Annotated in this window: 17 protein-coding genes and 1 pseudogene; 15 read left to right on the top strand and 3 right to left on the bottom strand. The window is 55.7% G+C overall.

The features are described 5' to 3' along the window. Positions 1-37: 37 nt before the first annotated feature. From ACOXYR_RS00350 to ACOXYR_RS00340, 3 genes are all read right to left on the bottom strand, one after another. On the bottom strand, positions 38-1,312 hold the full coding sequence (locus ACOXYR_RS00350; protein ID WP_421356175.1) for a Y-family DNA polymerase: 1,275 nt from the start codon (positions 1,310-1,312) through the stop codon (positions 38-40). Continuing rightward, a complete protein-coding gene (gene umuD, locus ACOXYR_RS00345) occupies positions 1,312-1,734 on the bottom strand; it encodes a translesion error-prone DNA polymerase V autoproteolytic subunit (RefSeq protein ID WP_315713231.1) in 423 nt (140 codons plus the stop codon). Before umuD ends, ACOXYR_RS00350 begins: the two co-directional genes overlap by 1 nt. A 179-nt stretch (positions 1,735-1,913) precedes the next feature. Further along, a complete protein-coding gene (locus ACOXYR_RS00340; protein ID WP_415728464.1) occupies positions 1,914-2,585 on the bottom strand; it encodes an SOS response-associated peptidase family protein in 672 nt (223 codons plus the stop codon). Between the two features lie 359 nt (positions 2,586-2,944). Here ACOXYR_RS00340 and ACOXYR_RS00335 point away from each other — a divergent pair, with 359 nt between their 5' ends. The 15 genes and pseudogenes from ACOXYR_RS00335 (at position 2,945) to psiB (ACOXYR_RS00265) (ending at position 12,576) form a co-directional block, all read left to right on the top strand. Further along, on the top strand, positions 2,945-3,622 hold the full coding sequence (locus tag ACOXYR_RS00335; RefSeq protein WP_415728463.1) for a DNA methylase: 678 nt from the start codon (positions 2,945-2,947) through the stop codon (positions 3,620-3,622). Further along, positions 3,622-3,843 (top strand): hypothetical protein, encoded by a 222-nt coding sequence (locus ACOXYR_RS00330; protein ID WP_023972437.1) that lies wholly within the window; start codon positions 3,622-3,624, stop codon positions 3,841-3,843. The genes ACOXYR_RS00335 and ACOXYR_RS00330 overlap by 1 nt, the downstream gene beginning before the upstream one ends. A 10-nt stretch (positions 3,844-3,853) precedes the next feature. Next, on the top strand, positions 3,854-4,273 hold the full coding sequence (locus ACOXYR_RS00325; protein WP_350437433.1) for a DUF1380 family protein: 420 nt from the start codon (positions 3,854-3,856) through the stop codon (positions 4,271-4,273). A gap of 54 nt (positions 4,274-4,327) precedes the next feature. Then, a complete protein-coding gene (locus ACOXYR_RS00320; RefSeq protein ID WP_350437434.1) occupies positions 4,328-5,110 on the top strand; it encodes a hypothetical protein in 783 nt (260 codons plus the stop codon). A 406-nt stretch (positions 5,111-5,516) separates the two neighbouring features. Beyond that, a complete protein-coding gene (locus tag ACOXYR_RS00315) occupies positions 5,517-6,023 on the top strand; it encodes an antirestriction protein ArdA (protein ID WP_415728462.1) in 507 nt (168 codons plus the stop codon). Between the two features lie 42 nt (positions 6,024-6,065). Further along, complete coding sequence (locus ACOXYR_RS00310) at positions 6,066-6,257, top strand: hypothetical protein (RefSeq protein ID WP_350437393.1); 192 nt, start codon at positions 6,066-6,068, stop codon at positions 6,255-6,257. A 185-nt stretch (positions 6,258-6,442) separates the two neighbouring features. After that, positions 6,443-6,622 (top strand): annotated as a pseudogene (locus ACOXYR_RS00305) (hypothetical protein); the annotation flags it as partial. Between the two features lie 619 nt (positions 6,623-7,241). Continuing rightward, positions 7,242-7,799 (top strand): single-stranded DNA-binding protein, encoded by a 558-nt coding sequence (locus ACOXYR_RS00300; protein ID WP_350437392.1) that lies wholly within the window; start codon positions 7,242-7,244, stop codon positions 7,797-7,799. Between the two features lie 52 nt (positions 7,800-7,851). Then, positions 7,852-8,094 (top strand): DUF905 domain-containing protein, encoded by a 243-nt coding sequence (locus ACOXYR_RS00295; RefSeq protein ID WP_350437391.1) that lies wholly within the window; start codon positions 7,852-7,854, stop codon positions 8,092-8,094. Positions 8,095-8,163: 69 nt separating this feature from the next. Beyond that, on the top strand, positions 8,164-10,173 hold the full coding sequence (locus tag ACOXYR_RS00290; protein ID WP_415728461.1) for a ParB/RepB/Spo0J family partition protein: 2,010 nt from the start codon (positions 8,164-8,166) through the stop codon (positions 10,171-10,173). A 42-nt stretch (positions 10,174-10,215) separates the two neighbouring features. Beyond that, positions 10,216-10,647 carry a conjugation system SOS inhibitor PsiB gene (psiB, locus tag ACOXYR_RS00285; RefSeq protein ID WP_415728460.1) on the top strand — a complete coding sequence of 144 codons (432 nt, stop codon included), beginning with the start codon at positions 10,216-10,218 and terminating at the stop codon, positions 10,645-10,647. Further along, the gene (locus ACOXYR_RS00280; protein WP_415728459.1) at positions 10,644-11,372 is read left to right on the top strand and encodes a plasmid SOS inhibition protein A; all 729 of its coding nucleotides are present in this window, start codon (positions 10,644-10,646) and stop codon (positions 11,370-11,372) included. The genes psiB (ACOXYR_RS00285) and ACOXYR_RS00280 overlap by 4 nt, the downstream gene beginning before the upstream one ends. Further along, positions 11,369-11,695, top strand: coding sequence for a theronine dehydrogenase (locus tag ACOXYR_RS00275; RefSeq protein ID WP_415728458.1), 327 nt, complete (start codon positions 11,369-11,371; stop codon positions 11,693-11,695). The genes ACOXYR_RS00280 and ACOXYR_RS00275 overlap by 4 nt, the downstream gene beginning before the upstream one ends. A 61-nt stretch (positions 11,696-11,756) precedes the next feature. Next, on the top strand, positions 11,757-12,131 hold the full coding sequence (locus ACOXYR_RS00270; RefSeq protein WP_415728457.1) for a hypothetical protein: 375 nt from the start codon (positions 11,757-11,759) through the stop codon (positions 12,129-12,131). Between the two features lie 46 nt (positions 12,132-12,177). Continuing rightward, positions 12,178-12,576 (top strand): conjugation system SOS inhibitor PsiB, encoded by a 399-nt coding sequence (gene psiB, locus ACOXYR_RS00265; RefSeq protein ID WP_415728456.1) that lies wholly within the window; start codon positions 12,178-12,180, stop codon positions 12,574-12,576. Positions 12,577-13,195 lie beyond the last annotated feature (619 nt).

The following is a 13,195-nucleotide window of genomic DNA, read 5'->3' as shown; positions in this document are numbered from 1 at the left end:
TTTATATTGAGAATTTCAAGGTGAAATCGCCACGATTTCAAGTCAATTTCGCGGCAGGAATATCTGCCCAGCGTGTCGTATAAGCTGGCGAAAGTAGTTCCCTTTTCATCTGCCACTCGGGGGCAATCCCCCGACCGGCGAACCATATTTTCCCCTTGCCCGAATGGTTAATACTGTCCACGACTGTCATCAGTTGATTACTGTTGCTTCGGGGCTGAGTATCATCGAACAGATTCAGCTGCGAAACCCCTGTAGGGGTAAAATCATTGAGCATGCAACCCGCTTTTGCATATCGATGCCCATTCACCCAGATCCGATCCAGTGCTTTCACCGCTGCGGCTATGATGTCCCTGGTATCCTGCGTGGGTGTCATCAACTTCTCACTGGCCGCATTCCCGTAATACGGTTCGTTCACCGCGAACGGTGACGTTTTCACAAATACAGCAATATGCCTGCAGAACTGCCGCTCGCCACGCAGCTTTTCAGCTGCACGCTCAGCATACTGGCAGACGGCCTGCCGCATCGCTTCATACGTCGTGACACGCTCTCCAAAGGACCGGCTGCAGACAATTTGCTGTTTTGGCGGCGGAGCTTCTTCCAGCGAAATACAGCTTTCTTCGTTGAGTTCCCGGACGGTTCTCTCCAGCACTACGTTAAAATTCTTCCTGATAAATACAGGGTTCGCGCGCGCCAGCTGCAGTGCCGTAGTGATGCCCATCGAATTAAGCGTCTTTGAGATCCTGCGACCTACTCCCCAGATTTCTTCCACTGGCTGCAATGAGAGCAGTTTCTCCGTTCGCTTCGGATTATGTGACGTCAGCGCAAGCACCCCACCGAACTGTGGCCACTCTTTCGACGCCCATTGCGCGCTTTTAGCCAGCGTTTTGGTCGGCCCCATTCCGACGCCGATTGTCAGCCCGGTACCGGAGCGCACGTGTTCGCGCAGCTGTCGACCGAAGTCCTCAAAATTAATGCAGCGGTCTATGCCGCGAATGTCCAGAAACATCTCGTCGATGCTGTACTGCTCCACGCGCGGCGCAAGCTCCTCGAGATGAGACATAACCCTGTTCGACAGCGATGCATAAAGCTCGTAATTGCTCGAGAACGTGATGACCGGCTCCGGGAATTGTGCCGCCTTCAGCTGGAACCAGGGGATACCCATTTTTATACCCAGCCGTTTCGCTTCGGCACTGCGCGCGATGACGCAACCATCGTTGTTGCTGAGTACCACAACGGGCCTGTTACGCAGGTCAGGACGAAATACCTTTTCACAGCTCGCATAGAACGAATTCACATCAGCGAGCGCAAACATCAGTTAGTACCCCGCGTCTTATGTATGAATGCCATCACCACGCCGAATATCTGCAGTTCCTCCGGGTAGAGTGTGGGGTAGGCGGGATTCATCGGCAGCAGGGCGATTCGGGGTTTAAGCTGCAGGCGTTTAACGGTGAACTCGCCATCTGTTTCCGCAATGACAATATCCCCCTGCCTGGGTTTTTCAGCTTTGTCGACAACCATTAAATCGCCGGAGTGCAGGCCCATGTCTTTCATCGAATCGCCAATGGCCCGGACAAAGTAGGTCGCGCTGGGGCGACGGATACAGTAGGCGTTCAGGTCCAGTTCGTCTTCGGTATAGTCCGCGGCCGGTGACGGAAAACCTGCAGGGCAGCGCTCTGTGAAAAGTGGGATGGTTAACAGTGCTGGCTCAGATGCGGGAGTGACAAAAAGGATCATGGCATACCTCTTAAAATACCTGTTTTTATATACAGTATTATTTAAGATATTTCCCGTCCTGCAAGGAGAATTTTACCGGCTCCTGCCAGGTCATTGTTCTGGCGGATAAAACAGGCTCGGGGTTATCCACAGAAACGGTGCATAACCCTGTGAGTGGATGCCGGGTATCTCACCGTCTGCTAAGCCAGTGGCTCTATCAGTTCCCGGCCCTGGTTCCCCGGATTGCCAACAGCCCGGCTGACGGGGTGCCATGTGAAATCTTCGGCGGAAAGACTGCCCTCACGGGCAATGTCTTCTGCCTCTTTACCGGTTGTGTTTTCGCTAAGCCATTCCCGTGCGGCAGCCGGTGAGTACACGAGCGGTCGCCGATCGTGAATATCCAGCAGCCCCTCATCCGCAGCTGCTGTGACGATCAGGAATCCTTCGTGGTCATTGCCGTTCTCAAAGGGTGGTTTCCCGATGGCTGCGAGCAGGAGTGGATTTCCGTCCTTACGGTAAATGAAAAATGGCTGTTTAACGCCGTTTTGCTGTTTCCACTCGAACCAGCCGTCGGCAAAAACAATGGCCCTTCCGCGCTCCCAGAGTGGCCTGAACATCCTGCTGTTGGCTGCAGTTTCACTTCGGGCATTGATAAGAGCGGGCTTGTTCCACCACTCCGGGGCATAACCCCAGTGAACTGGATCAAGCTGCAGCTGCGAGCGGCGTTCGCTCAGCAGCAATACCCGGGTTCCGGGCGCAACGTTGTAGCGGCCGACGGGCTCTGGATCATACGGAATGTCCCGTTCTGCTTCTTCTCCGAGAAAGGACAGGTACTCCTCGCGGGAGTTGTACTGCGTAAACCGACCGCACATTATCGTTTCTCCGGTGAAGATTTCGCATGCGAAATCTGTGTTTTCTTCAGTTCAGAACATAGGCTGTATTTCAGGTTCCTGCCATCGTGTGGCCGCCGTGCCGCTACTGTAGCCGGGCCGCTTCGAATGCAAGGGTTCGCTCTGCCGGTGTCCTCACCCGGTCGCAGTTAATTTCAAAGGCATTACCCGCTGTCTTCCCGTCGTTTTCCGTCTCAATTTTCGCCGTCAAACCGTCCAGCCAGCGTGGGCTTTTTCACTGCGCTGCGGCTTGCGGCACCGCCCCTGCATTCTCCGCTTTTCGCCCGGCTGTCGTATCGGCACGGCGTAACTGGCGCCGCATTTGAGAAAGGAGAACTACCATGTCCCGATTTATCCAGGGTGATTGTGTCCATATCATGTCCGGCTTTCCGGATAATGCTGTCGATTTCATTCTGACCGACCCGCCATATCTCGTCGGTTTTCGTGACCGTCAGGGGCGTACCATCGCCGGCGATAAAACCGATGAATGGCTGCAACCCGCCTGCCATGAGATGTATCGCGTGCTGAAAAAAGACGCGCTGATGGTGAGCTTCTACGGCTGGAACCGCGTCGATCGCTTTATGGCCGCCTGGAAAAATGCGGGATTCAGCGTTGTCGGCCACCTGGTGTTTACCAAAACCTACACATCGAAGGCCGCATACGTGGGCTACCGTCATGAGTGCGCCTACCTGCTGGCAAAAGGCCGTCCACGTCTGCCACAAAACCCGCTGCCGGACGTGCTGTCCTGGAAATACAGCGGCAACCGGCACCACCCGACCGAAAAACCCGTAACCAGCCTGCAACCGCTGATTGAGTCCTTCACGCATCCCGGCGCGATTGTGCTCGACCCCTTTGCGGGCAGTGGCTCGACCTGCGTGGCCGCGTTCCAGGCTGGCCGTCGCTACATCGGTATTGAACTGCTGGAGCAGTATCACCGGGCCGGACAGCAGCGTCTGGCCGCCGTCCGGCGCGCCATGCAGTCCCCGGCCGCTAACGACGAGTTCCCGGAGGCTGCGTAATGAACTATGCCGGACACGAAAAACTCCGCGCAGAAGTGGCGGAAGTCGCCAACAGCATGTGTGACCTGCGGGCGACGCTGAACGGGATGGAGCACCGCTATCGCTTTGACTCTGATGTGCTGGCCGAACGCCTGACCCGTCAGACCCTTTTTCGCATCAATGCCCTGTTTATGGCGGCATACAACGAAATTCTTGAGCTGGATGCCTGCTTTAAGGACTAAGGAGAAAAACATGTACGGAACCTGTGAAATCCTCTGCCGGTTGTTGCGTGAGCAGTATCCCGCAGAAACCCCTTTGAATCTCATTGTCTGGTCCCCGGCGGATATCGAAGCGCTGGCCGACGGAATGGAATATGCCGTTTCGGAGCAGGACACAAGGGCGGTACTGGCGCGTATGGACGCCATTCCGGAGGAACAACGGCTTGAGTCGGGCGTGTCTGCCGGTGCGGTGATGGATCTGATTGAACAGGTGAAAGAGGACGTTCCGGCGGTGACGGTGCCGGCTGACCTGCTTGAAACCCTGCTGATAACCGCTGAACAGGTGTTGTGGCAAAGGGAATGGTCCGCGCGGGATGAGAATCATCCCGTACCGGAAAGTGTTACCCGTCGCCTGGCTGATGCGGCGAAAGTTCGCGCGTTATTAAAAAACTGATATCAACACGCCGCCCGGGCGGCGTGTTCTGAATCCCTTCAGAAGGAACTCATTATGCAGGAAATCACCACGTTAACCGCCCTTGTGATGCGTCGTGCGCGCGATTTGATTGCTGATTATGGATGGCCTGACCATATCGATGTTGAACAGCGTGATCCGGTCAATAAACCGGGCTGGATAAGCATTTATGTCCGTCTGGATGCGGCAAATATTGTTCATCTGCTGCCGTTACTTTGTTCCGGTGACGTACCCGCAGAGCTGCAAAGTGCCATGACAAAAATAGCCGGGACGCCTGCGCAGATTATTTTATCCGGCAGCCGCTATGCCGACGCGCCGCAGCTTCCGGAGGACGGAACACATATAGCATTCCCCTGGGCCGGGGAATGGCTGACGGAGCCGGAGATTCAGGCTGTAACGGATTGCCTGTCCCGCGCCGTGCGGGGTGTCTCCCGGCAGGTATGGGAGGATGCGCGCCGGATAAAGGCGGCGCTGACCACGCGCGGGGAAACGCTGTTTTATCGGCAGACCCGAAATTTCCGTCTGGTTGTGAAGGAAAATGATATGCCCTGCTGGCTGGACGACGACGATGACCATTTACCGGTAGTGCTCGATGCCGTCCTGAATAAAGGGGCACGCTACAGCAGCGTCGAGTTCTTTGTTATCAGCGACAAAGTTGACCAAATTCTGGCATGTGGCCAGATGTGCGATGTACTGCGTATTCCGGGCGAGCCTCCGCGCCGGTGGATGGATTTAACCCTGTTACATGAGGTCATGGCAGAAGCGCGTGAAGAAATCAGTCTTGTCCGCAATGCCCTGTCAGCAATACGGCCAGTGTAGCGAACAGCAGGGGGCTGCGGCCCCCTGAATCAACATTGAAGGATAAGGATGTCGCCGGCTCCGCTTTTATGGCTCTTCCTCCACGTTGTTCCGGCTTCGCAGTGAGGAACGCCCCGTGCGGCCTGCGGCAAACGCCGTGCCTCTACTATAGCCGGGCCGCGGCTGATGCAAGGGAAGCGTAAACGCCGTCACCTTCACCCGGTCGCAGTTTATTTCAAATGCATTATCCGCCGTCTTCCCGTCGTTTTCCGGCTCATTTTTCGCCGTCAAACCGTCCAGCCTGCTCCTGCTTTTTTACTGCGCTGCGGCTTCGGTGACGCCCTTGCATCCTCCGCTTTTCGCCCGGCTGTCGTGTCGGCACGGCGTAAGCCGGAACTCAGACAACATCGACTATGGAGGATTTTTTATGAGCATTACGACCACCACACCTGCGGTCTACGTTGGCACCTACCATAAATACAACTGCGGCAGCATTTACGGCAAATGGTTTGATCTGACTGAATTTGATGGCAGGGAGGATTTTTACGAGGCCTGTCAGGCGCTGCATGCTGATGAATGGGATGCCGAGTTTATGTTCCAGGACTGGGAGGGTATCCCGTCGCAGTTTGCCTCTGAAAGCTCCATTGACTGGGATTTTATCGCCGCTTACAAACGCGCCGAAGAAGAGGGCAGGGAAGCCGCTTTTATCGCCTGGGCGGAGTATACCGGCGAGTGTGACTATGACGCGTTTGATGATGCGTACCGCGGCGAGGCGGAAAGCGAGGAAGACTATGCGCGGGAGATGGTGGAGGACAACGGCCTGTTAAATGAGGTGCCGGAGCCGTTGCGCAGCTATTTCGATTTTGCAGCCTGGGCGCGTGACTTGTTCAGCAGCGGCTATGTGTTCCATGACGGCTATGTCTTCAGTAACTGATTAATGTCCGGCGGGGAAACCCGCCGGTTAAGGAGAAAACGTATGAAACTTGCACCACAAAGCCGTGAGATCCTGCGACAGTACAAGGCCCTGATTAATGCCCGCCGACGTGATGCCGGTCAGCGGGAACTGACCACCGCGCAGGTGATGGATGAAATTTGTTACTACATGACCTGTCAGTGTGCCGTGTACATCGGCGGTTTTTTCATCTTACAGGGTGGAAAAGGCCAGTAAGTATGATGGCAGGCGTCCGGGCCGGAGGGCGCCTGTCAGCCCGCGCGAAAACCTGGGCAGGCTGCGCCTGCCGGAGAGAAACTTCGCCGCGCCTCCGGCGCCGCGCACTCTCCTCTCCATTGTCAGTCGCTGAAGCCCTGGAGTGCGCGTATTATCAGGGATATCTTCCTGTAAAGCAGACCGGTAAACTGCGTCTCTGGAGTGGCGTTGCATGGATTATCGTTGCCGGCATCATCATAACGTTGATGCTGAAGGGGAGGGAGCCGGGGGACGAATTACGAGTGCTGATCACCGTTTTTGCTTTCCTGGCTTCGGCCTGGTACAGCGTTGTGCAGTACAGAAAAGAAAAGCATTTTCGCTCCTGATGTTCCCGGCTGGCATCAAGCTGGATGATCGTCAGCCATCATTTTAACCGCATGTAATCCATTCTTATCCTCCCGTTTTCTGTTTTCTGCCCGTTCCCGTTTTCACTGCGGGCGTCCGGGCGGGCTGTCGTGAACGGAGCCGGTAAACCGTCTCCGCCCTTCGGGCTTCCATCCCATGACGCAACACCAGGGCTTGCAGCATCCTTATCAGGATGCGCCGCCCCTTTTACGCGCCGTATCCTGCGCTTTCTGCACCCCGGCAAACTGACGCCGGGCTGTAAGGCGCAACGCCGTTTCGCGCCCGCGCTTTCCGTCGTTGCGGCGGGTTCCTGCTCATTCCTTGCCTGGTTTTTTCACCCTTTTGAGTCCTTACGCCGGGGCTGAGACAAGCACAGTCGCTGTCAGCTGTCCAGGGTAAATGGTACGCGGTAAACCGCGCCCTGGACATCCGCCATCGCCCGCGCTGGTTTACGCCCTTGCGGCGAACGGCTCTCAAACGGGTGAAGGTAACAACCAGCGGGCGCGTTCAGCAGGACCCCGCAAAACGTCAAAACCGCGGCCCCGGCAACTCAACGGGTGATGGTTTTAAAAGCAAAACAACGGATTAAGGAGATTCATCATGACAGTACGCGGCATCAACAAAGTCATCATCGTGGGTAATCTGGGCCAGGACCCGGAAGTCCGTTATATGCCCAATGGCGGCGCGGTCGCTAATCTCAGCCTCGCTACCTCTGAGTCCTGGCGCGATAAACAGACCGGAGAGATGCGCGAAAACACCGAATGGCATCGCGTGGTGCTGTTTGGCAAGCTCGCGGAAGTGGCCAGCGAGTATCTGCGCAAGGGCGCTCAGGTGTACGTCGAAGGGCAGTTACGTACCCGAAACTGGCAGGACGACAGCGGCGTAACGCGCTATGTCACTGAAATCGTGGTCGGACAGAACGGTACTATGCAGATGCTGGGCGGTCGTCGTGACGGCGGTCAGCCACAGAACACGGCTCCGCAGCAACCCGCACAACCGCAGACACCAGCCACTCCGGCACAACCTGCTGGCACTCCTGAAAAATCCCCGAAAGCGAAGGGCGGCAGAAAACCCCGTCAGACTACACCGCCGTCTCAGCAAGCCCCACAGCCGTTACCGGACGATTATCCGCCGATGGATGATGATGCCCCGTTCTGACCTGCATGATGAAAACGCCCCGCAACCAGCGGGGCAGGAAAAGGAGATGTACATGACCAGCAACGTTATACCGCCCCTTCAGTCACTGCCTGATGGCACATTCACCCGCGAGCAGGCTAAAGCGGTTGCAGCGCAGTATCAGAATGTCGCGATTGAAGACGATCAGGGGACGCACTTTCGCCTGGTGGTTCGTCAGGACGGCGAAATGGTGTGGCGGGTATGGAATTTTGAACCAGGTGGTGAGTACCTGATGAACCGTTATATCCGGGACTACGGCATCCCTAAACAGCAGTAAAAAGGTGCCCTGCCGGAGCGGTAACTCCGCAGGGCCGGACAATCATCAATATCCAGTGAGGTATCAACTATGTCAGTAACCGATGTTAAAGCAAAAGCACCCAAAAAAGCGAGCAGCAAAAAAATCACGAAAGCGCAGGAAGAAGCCCTGAAAGCCGCCCTTGAGGCCGCTGTCATCGAGTATGTTCCGCTGTCCGCGCTCGTTAAATCCCCGCTGAACGTACGCACTATCCCGTATTCCGTGGACAGCGTTCGCGGTCTGGCCGACTCCATCGAGACGCTCGGACTGCTGCAGAACCTGATTGTTCACACCCTCGCGGACGGGCAGTCCGGCGTGGCCGCAGGTGGCCGCCGATTGACTGCCCTGCAACTGCTGGCGCAGGAAGGGCGTCTCGATGCTGACCATACCGTTATGGTGAAGCGTGTTTCCGACGACATTGCCGCCCTTGCCTCCGTCGCCGAGAACGAGCAGCGCGCCGCCATGCATCCCGCCGAGCAGATTGCAGGTTTCCGTACGCTGGCAGGGCAGGGCAAAACCTCCGCGCAGATTGGCGATGCACTCGGTTTCGGCTCCCGTCACGTGCAGCGCATGCTGAAGCTGGCAAACCTCGCGCCGTCCCTCATGGAGAAGCTCGCCCAGGACGAACTGACCGTTGAGCAGTGTCAGGCGCTCTGTCTCGAGGACGATCCTGCCCGTCAGGTCGAGGTATTCGAAAACGTGAAGGCCAGCTGGTCGAGCGCGCCCGCACACCTGATTAAACGCGCCATTACCGAAACCGAGATGCGCACCGACAACGCCAAATTTCGTTTTATCGGGCGCGATGCCTACGAGGCAGCAGGCGGTTACGTCCGTGAAGATCTGTTCAGCCAGGACGAGGGCGACGGTACGGCTGACAGTGTGCTGGTTGAGCGTCTGGTGCAGGAAAAGCTTGAGCGTATCGCGCAGGACATTCAGCAGCGTGAGGGCTGGGCATGGGGTCGCGGACGCGCAGCCCGCATCTGGTACCACGGCGAAGACGGTAAGGAGTTCGTGCAGCCTGTTGAACCCGATCCGGTGTACACCCCTGAGCAGCAGCAGCGTCTTGATGCGCTGCGGGAGCAGTACGATACATATGACAGTGTTTGTGACGAGTCAGATGCGATTGAAGCGGACATCCGCGCTATTCAGGAGGCGGCAGAAGCCAGCGCGTGGACTGACGATATGAAGTCAGGTGCGGGAGTGATGGTCAGCCTGTACGAAGGGCAGGTGTACGTGCAGCGCGGAGTACGCCTGAAAGCGGATATGCCGGAAGGAACCGAAACCAGCAGCGTAACGGTGCCATTCACCTCACGCCAGCCCGACGCCGCAGAGGGGATCAGCGTCCCGCTGCTCACGAAAATGACCTCCGAGCGTACGCTGGCAGTCCAGGCGGCGCTGATGCAGCAGCCCGAAAAAGCGGTGGCGCTGATGGTCTGGCGCATGTGTACCTGCGTCTTTTCCGGCTGTCTGACCACGACGCACCCGTTCCGAATCAGCCTGACTGTTTCCCACAGCAGTCTGACGGAGAACGCCCCGTCCGGTAAGGATGGCGCAGCGTTTAACATCCTGATGACCGAACAGGCAAGGCTGAAAGCCCTGCTGCCGGAAGGGTGGGAGAAGGACTTCACCACCTTCTTTGCCCTTGACGGCGGGGTGTTGATGTCGCTGATGGCCTTCTGCACGGCCTGTTCCGTTGACGGGGTACAGACCCGCGATATGGGGCACACCTCGCGCAGTACCCTCGATACGGTCGAGGCGGCAATCGGCTTCCACCTGCGCGACTGGTGGCAGCCGACGAAGGACAACTACTTCGGTAGCCTTAAACATCCGCAGATTGTGGCCTCCCTGAAAGAGGCGGGGCTGACGGGCGCGGCGGGTGACGCGGAGAAGATGAAGAAGGGCGATGCAGCAGGGCATGCGGAGCACTTTATGCAGCACACCCGCTGGGTTCCGGCATGGCTGAAAGGACCGGAGCCAGCGGGTAAGACCGATGCTGACGACGCTATTTCAGATACCGACAGTACTGGCAACGACACCACCAACACGGCACACGCCGCCTGATAACGGAGAGCCGCCCTGCGGGGCGGCAATAAGGAGATATCCATGCGCACTATTCTGACCCCCGATGTACTGAAAACGATGTCCTGTGATGAGTTTGAGGACTGGCGGGACAGCGGCGAAGACTTCCGCCGCGAACTGACCCACGCCGTCATGCGTGACCTGTCCTGCCCTGAACACTGGGATGTGAACGGCGAGTACCGCAGCGAGTTCGGCGGCTTCTTCCCCGTGCAGGTCCGCTTTACGCCCCCGCACGGCAACTACCATATTGCTGTGTGCAGTCCAGGTGCCATCAGTCCGGTGTGGATGGTGGTGTTCGTTCCCGCCAGCGGTCGCCCGTTTTCTGTTATCAGCACCCTGCCTGCATATTCGCCGGAGGCTATTTCTCATACTCTCAGTCTGACAGCGAGCCTCGATGCCGATGGCTACAGTCAGGCCAGCATTATCAGTGTCCTGGCGATGGAGGGTGCACAATGATCCCGACGAGTATGTCACTGGTACCCCTGAGTCATGAGCGTCGTGCTGCAATGCAGGCCATCGCAGAAGTGGAGAAGAAATATGAGCGTGGCGTTCATATTGCTGAGTTTGCCTACGCCCATGCCTTCTTCCGCATCCTGAACGGTAGCAAACGTGTCACCGTAAAAGATATCGGCTGGTTTTCTCCGGGGATGACAGCACAGAACCTGCGGGGGAAAAAGCAGGACTGGCTGGCAGCGATTGATCGGCTGATTGAAAGCCGTGGCGCATGTTGCTGGTTACCCCTGTCGGTGTCGGACGGCTGGCGACTGTTCCCGGAAACGAAGTTTCAGACGTCAGAGCGCCGGCGCAGGCAAAGTGAACTGAGCGCCGAAAAATACACCCGCCAGCGCCGAAAAGAGGCGTGCCAGCGCGAAACAGCGTATCAGGCGCTGGCGGGGCAGGCGGAGATCGAGCTGGCTTTTCATACCCCGGAGACGGTCAGCAGCTGGAGCGCACGCTGGTCGGGTACTGAACTGCGCCAGTACGACCTGGAGGAAATGTTCTGGCGCTGGAGTGAGCGTTTCCCGTCACTTGAGCCAATGGAGCGCTGGATGATGACGAACCAGCCTTTCTGGACCGTCATGGTTGAATCGGCGGCGCTGGCAAGTGAGAGTTCTGAAGCTGTCCGTCAACTGGAGCGCTGGATGGTACCGAACAAGCTGACAATACGGGAGCGGGTATGAAGTGGCGTTACTCGCTGCGCTGGAAGCTGGCGCATAAACCGTGCCCTGGTCCGTATGAACTGGCATGTGAGGTGGTGGAAGCGGGGGCGTCAGCGCCCGCATCCGTTATGTCCCTGTGGGTTCCGGGTGCAGGTTATGCCGTCTGCGTGGATTTTCTCTGTGACACACCGATTCGCCGCTGGAGCGATGAACGTAAGGCGGCAACCCGCAGGCGTAATCTTGAAAAACGTATTAACCGGGCTGCCCCGCTTTTTGCCGATGAACTTATTGAGCGGGAACTGACGGCGCGACCGGATTATTTTCGGGGAAAGTCGCCTCACTGAGTCTGATATTATATCCTGCCAGAATACGTTTGGCAGGGTGCTTAAAAAGGATAATTTAGACATGAGATTCTGGATACTGATCGCGCTGTTAAATGGCCTGTTTACGCTGGTTATACATTATGCGGCACCGGAGATGTTTGAAAGCACGGCGTACTATGCCGGGATGGCAATCTGTTCCCTGATTGCGCTGGTTATCACCTGGCGCGATCCGCCAGGTATGCTGGACAACGTGATCTTGTTTCTCCTTAAGTGGGGAATTGTGGCTTCAGGTCTGGGGTTTTTTATCTGGGGTATCGGATACAAGCTGGAATTCTGGGGAGATCATAACCCCGATGAAATTTTCAGCAGCTCATTGGACACCATCTTGCCGAATCTGGCGCTGCTGTGCGGTGCTATGATTCTGTTCAGTGGCTGGATGTTCTGGAGGCGAAGATAACCAAGAATAACAGTCTCTGAATTTTGACATACCTGGCGGAATTACGATGTCTATTGAAAATATGTGTGCGGAGGAACTGGAACATCAGCGTCGAAAGGGATTTATTGCTCGTCGTGCATTGTCTGAATCGGTCATCGCAGACCTGATTATACCGAATGGCTGGCATGCCGCCGCTGAATATCAGCAGGAGTTCGGCGGGCTGTATCCCGTGCAGGTCAGGTTCTGGCCTTCCCATGGGCGTTTTAGCCTGGTGCTTTGTAGCCCTGGTGCGGTGAGTTCACACTGGAAAATGTTGCTCATTTCTGGAAGTGCACAACGAGTGGAGCTACTGCGTCAGTTCCAGAAATATTGTTTCACGCAAATCAGCAATGTTCTTATCAGGACTAACCAGCTTGACCGGGACGGCTACATTTTTGACGGGATAGCCGGAAGCTTCAGGACATAAAGGTATTATTCAGTCGCTTCTCTACTGACAGAGAAGCGACTTTTCAACGATAGAAAATACTGGTCAGATAGACCCTATCGTTTATAACGGTCGTCTTAAGTTTCTTTATTATTGTTTCATTCTGAGCTAAAGATACGTGTTCATTGTTGAGAGAATAAATGTGTTTTTCTCCATTTCTGGTGCATAACATATTAGCTTCGTTGTTGGTCGTTTGTATCATGCAGGGTGAACTAACAATTTGTCCACGAATGGAAATAGTTCCGTTTATTTGTGCTGATGTGCTCAAGGGCATTGCGGCGCAAACTAAGACCCATAACCACGCTTCTTTTTTAACCTTTTTCATCATAGATTCAAACATGGGCTGAACCCCCATCTGGTAGATAGTCATTGAATTTAATCGATGTTATTCAATGTGTTGTGTGTTTCAATGAATTTATCGTACCTCCGTATCGCTATTTTTGATTTATATCATCCGCCCCGATAAATTCAGGGGCTTTTTTTCGAAACACGATTCCCTTTGATTTGAGTCAATAACAGCGTATGTATGCGGAAGCTGAACTTTGAATTTGAATGTAAGCAAGGCAAAAAATATCATGAGGAACATCGTCAGAAAAAGAGT

This window comes from Pseudocitrobacter faecalis (genome assembly GCF_965231525.1).
Taxonomy (GTDB): domain Bacteria; phylum Pseudomonadota; class Gammaproteobacteria; order Enterobacterales; family Enterobacteriaceae; genus Pseudocitrobacter; species Pseudocitrobacter faecalis.
This window is presented reverse-complemented; position numbering and strand designations above follow the sequence as displayed.

Bases quoted from the DNA above. Each gene is read 5' to 3' on its own strand.
- ACOXYR_RS00325 (WP_350437433.1), top strand. From the start codon at position 3,854: ATGTACGGAACCTGTGAAATCCTCTGCCGGTTGTTGCGTGAGCAGTAT.
- ACOXYR_RS00290 (WP_415728461.1), top strand. From the start codon at position 8,164: ATGTCAGTAACCGATGTTAAAGCAAAAGCACCCAAAAAAGCGAGCAGC.
- ACOXYR_RS00335 (WP_415728463.1), top strand. From the start codon at position 2,945: ATGTCCCGATTTATCCAGGGTGATTGTGTCCATATCATGTCCGGCTTT.
- ACOXYR_RS00300 (WP_350437392.1), top strand. From the start codon at position 7,242: ATGACAGTACGCGGCATCAACAAAGTCATCATCGTGGGTAATCTGGGC.
- ACOXYR_RS00315 (WP_415728462.1), top strand. From the start codon at position 5,517: ATGAGCATTACGACCACCACACCTGCGGTCTACGTTGGCACCTACCAT.
- ACOXYR_RS00280 (WP_415728459.1), top strand. From the start codon at position 10,644: ATGATCCCGACGAGTATGTCACTGGTACCCCTGAGTCATGAGCGTCGT.
- ACOXYR_RS00340 (WP_415728464.1), bottom strand. From the start codon at position 2,585: ATGTGCGGTCGGTTTACGCAGTACAACTCCCGCGAGGAGTACCTGTCC.
- ACOXYR_RS00310 (WP_350437393.1), top strand. From the start codon at position 6,066: ATGAAACTTGCACCACAAAGCCGTGAGATCCTGCGACAGTACAAGGCC.
- ACOXYR_RS00270 (WP_415728457.1), top strand. From the start codon at position 11,757: ATGAGATTCTGGATACTGATCGCGCTGTTAAATGGCCTGTTTACGCTG.
- ACOXYR_RS00330 (WP_023972437.1), top strand. From the start codon at position 3,622: ATGAACTATGCCGGACACGAAAAACTCCGCGCAGAAGTGGCGGAAGTC.
- ACOXYR_RS00275 (WP_415728458.1), top strand. From the start codon at position 11,369: ATGAAGTGGCGTTACTCGCTGCGCTGGAAGCTGGCGCATAAACCGTGC.
- psiB (WP_415728456.1), top strand. From the start codon at position 12,178: ATGTCTATTGAAAATATGTGTGCGGAGGAACTGGAACATCAGCGTCGA.
- ACOXYR_RS00295 (WP_350437391.1), top strand. From the start codon at position 7,852: ATGACCAGCAACGTTATACCGCCCCTTCAGTCACTGCCTGATGGCACA.
- umuD (WP_315713231.1), bottom strand. From the start codon at position 1,734: ATGATCCTTTTTGTCACTCCCGCATCTGAGCCAGCACTGTTAACCATC.
- ACOXYR_RS00320 (WP_350437434.1), top strand. From the start codon at position 4,328: ATGCAGGAAATCACCACGTTAACCGCCCTTGTGATGCGTCGTGCGCGC.
- psiB (WP_415728460.1), top strand. From the start codon at position 10,216: ATGCGCACTATTCTGACCCCCGATGTACTGAAAACGATGTCCTGTGAT.
- ACOXYR_RS00350 (WP_421356175.1), bottom strand. From the start codon at position 1,312: ATGTTTGCGCTCGCTGATGTGAATTCGTTCTATGCGAGCTGTGAAAAG.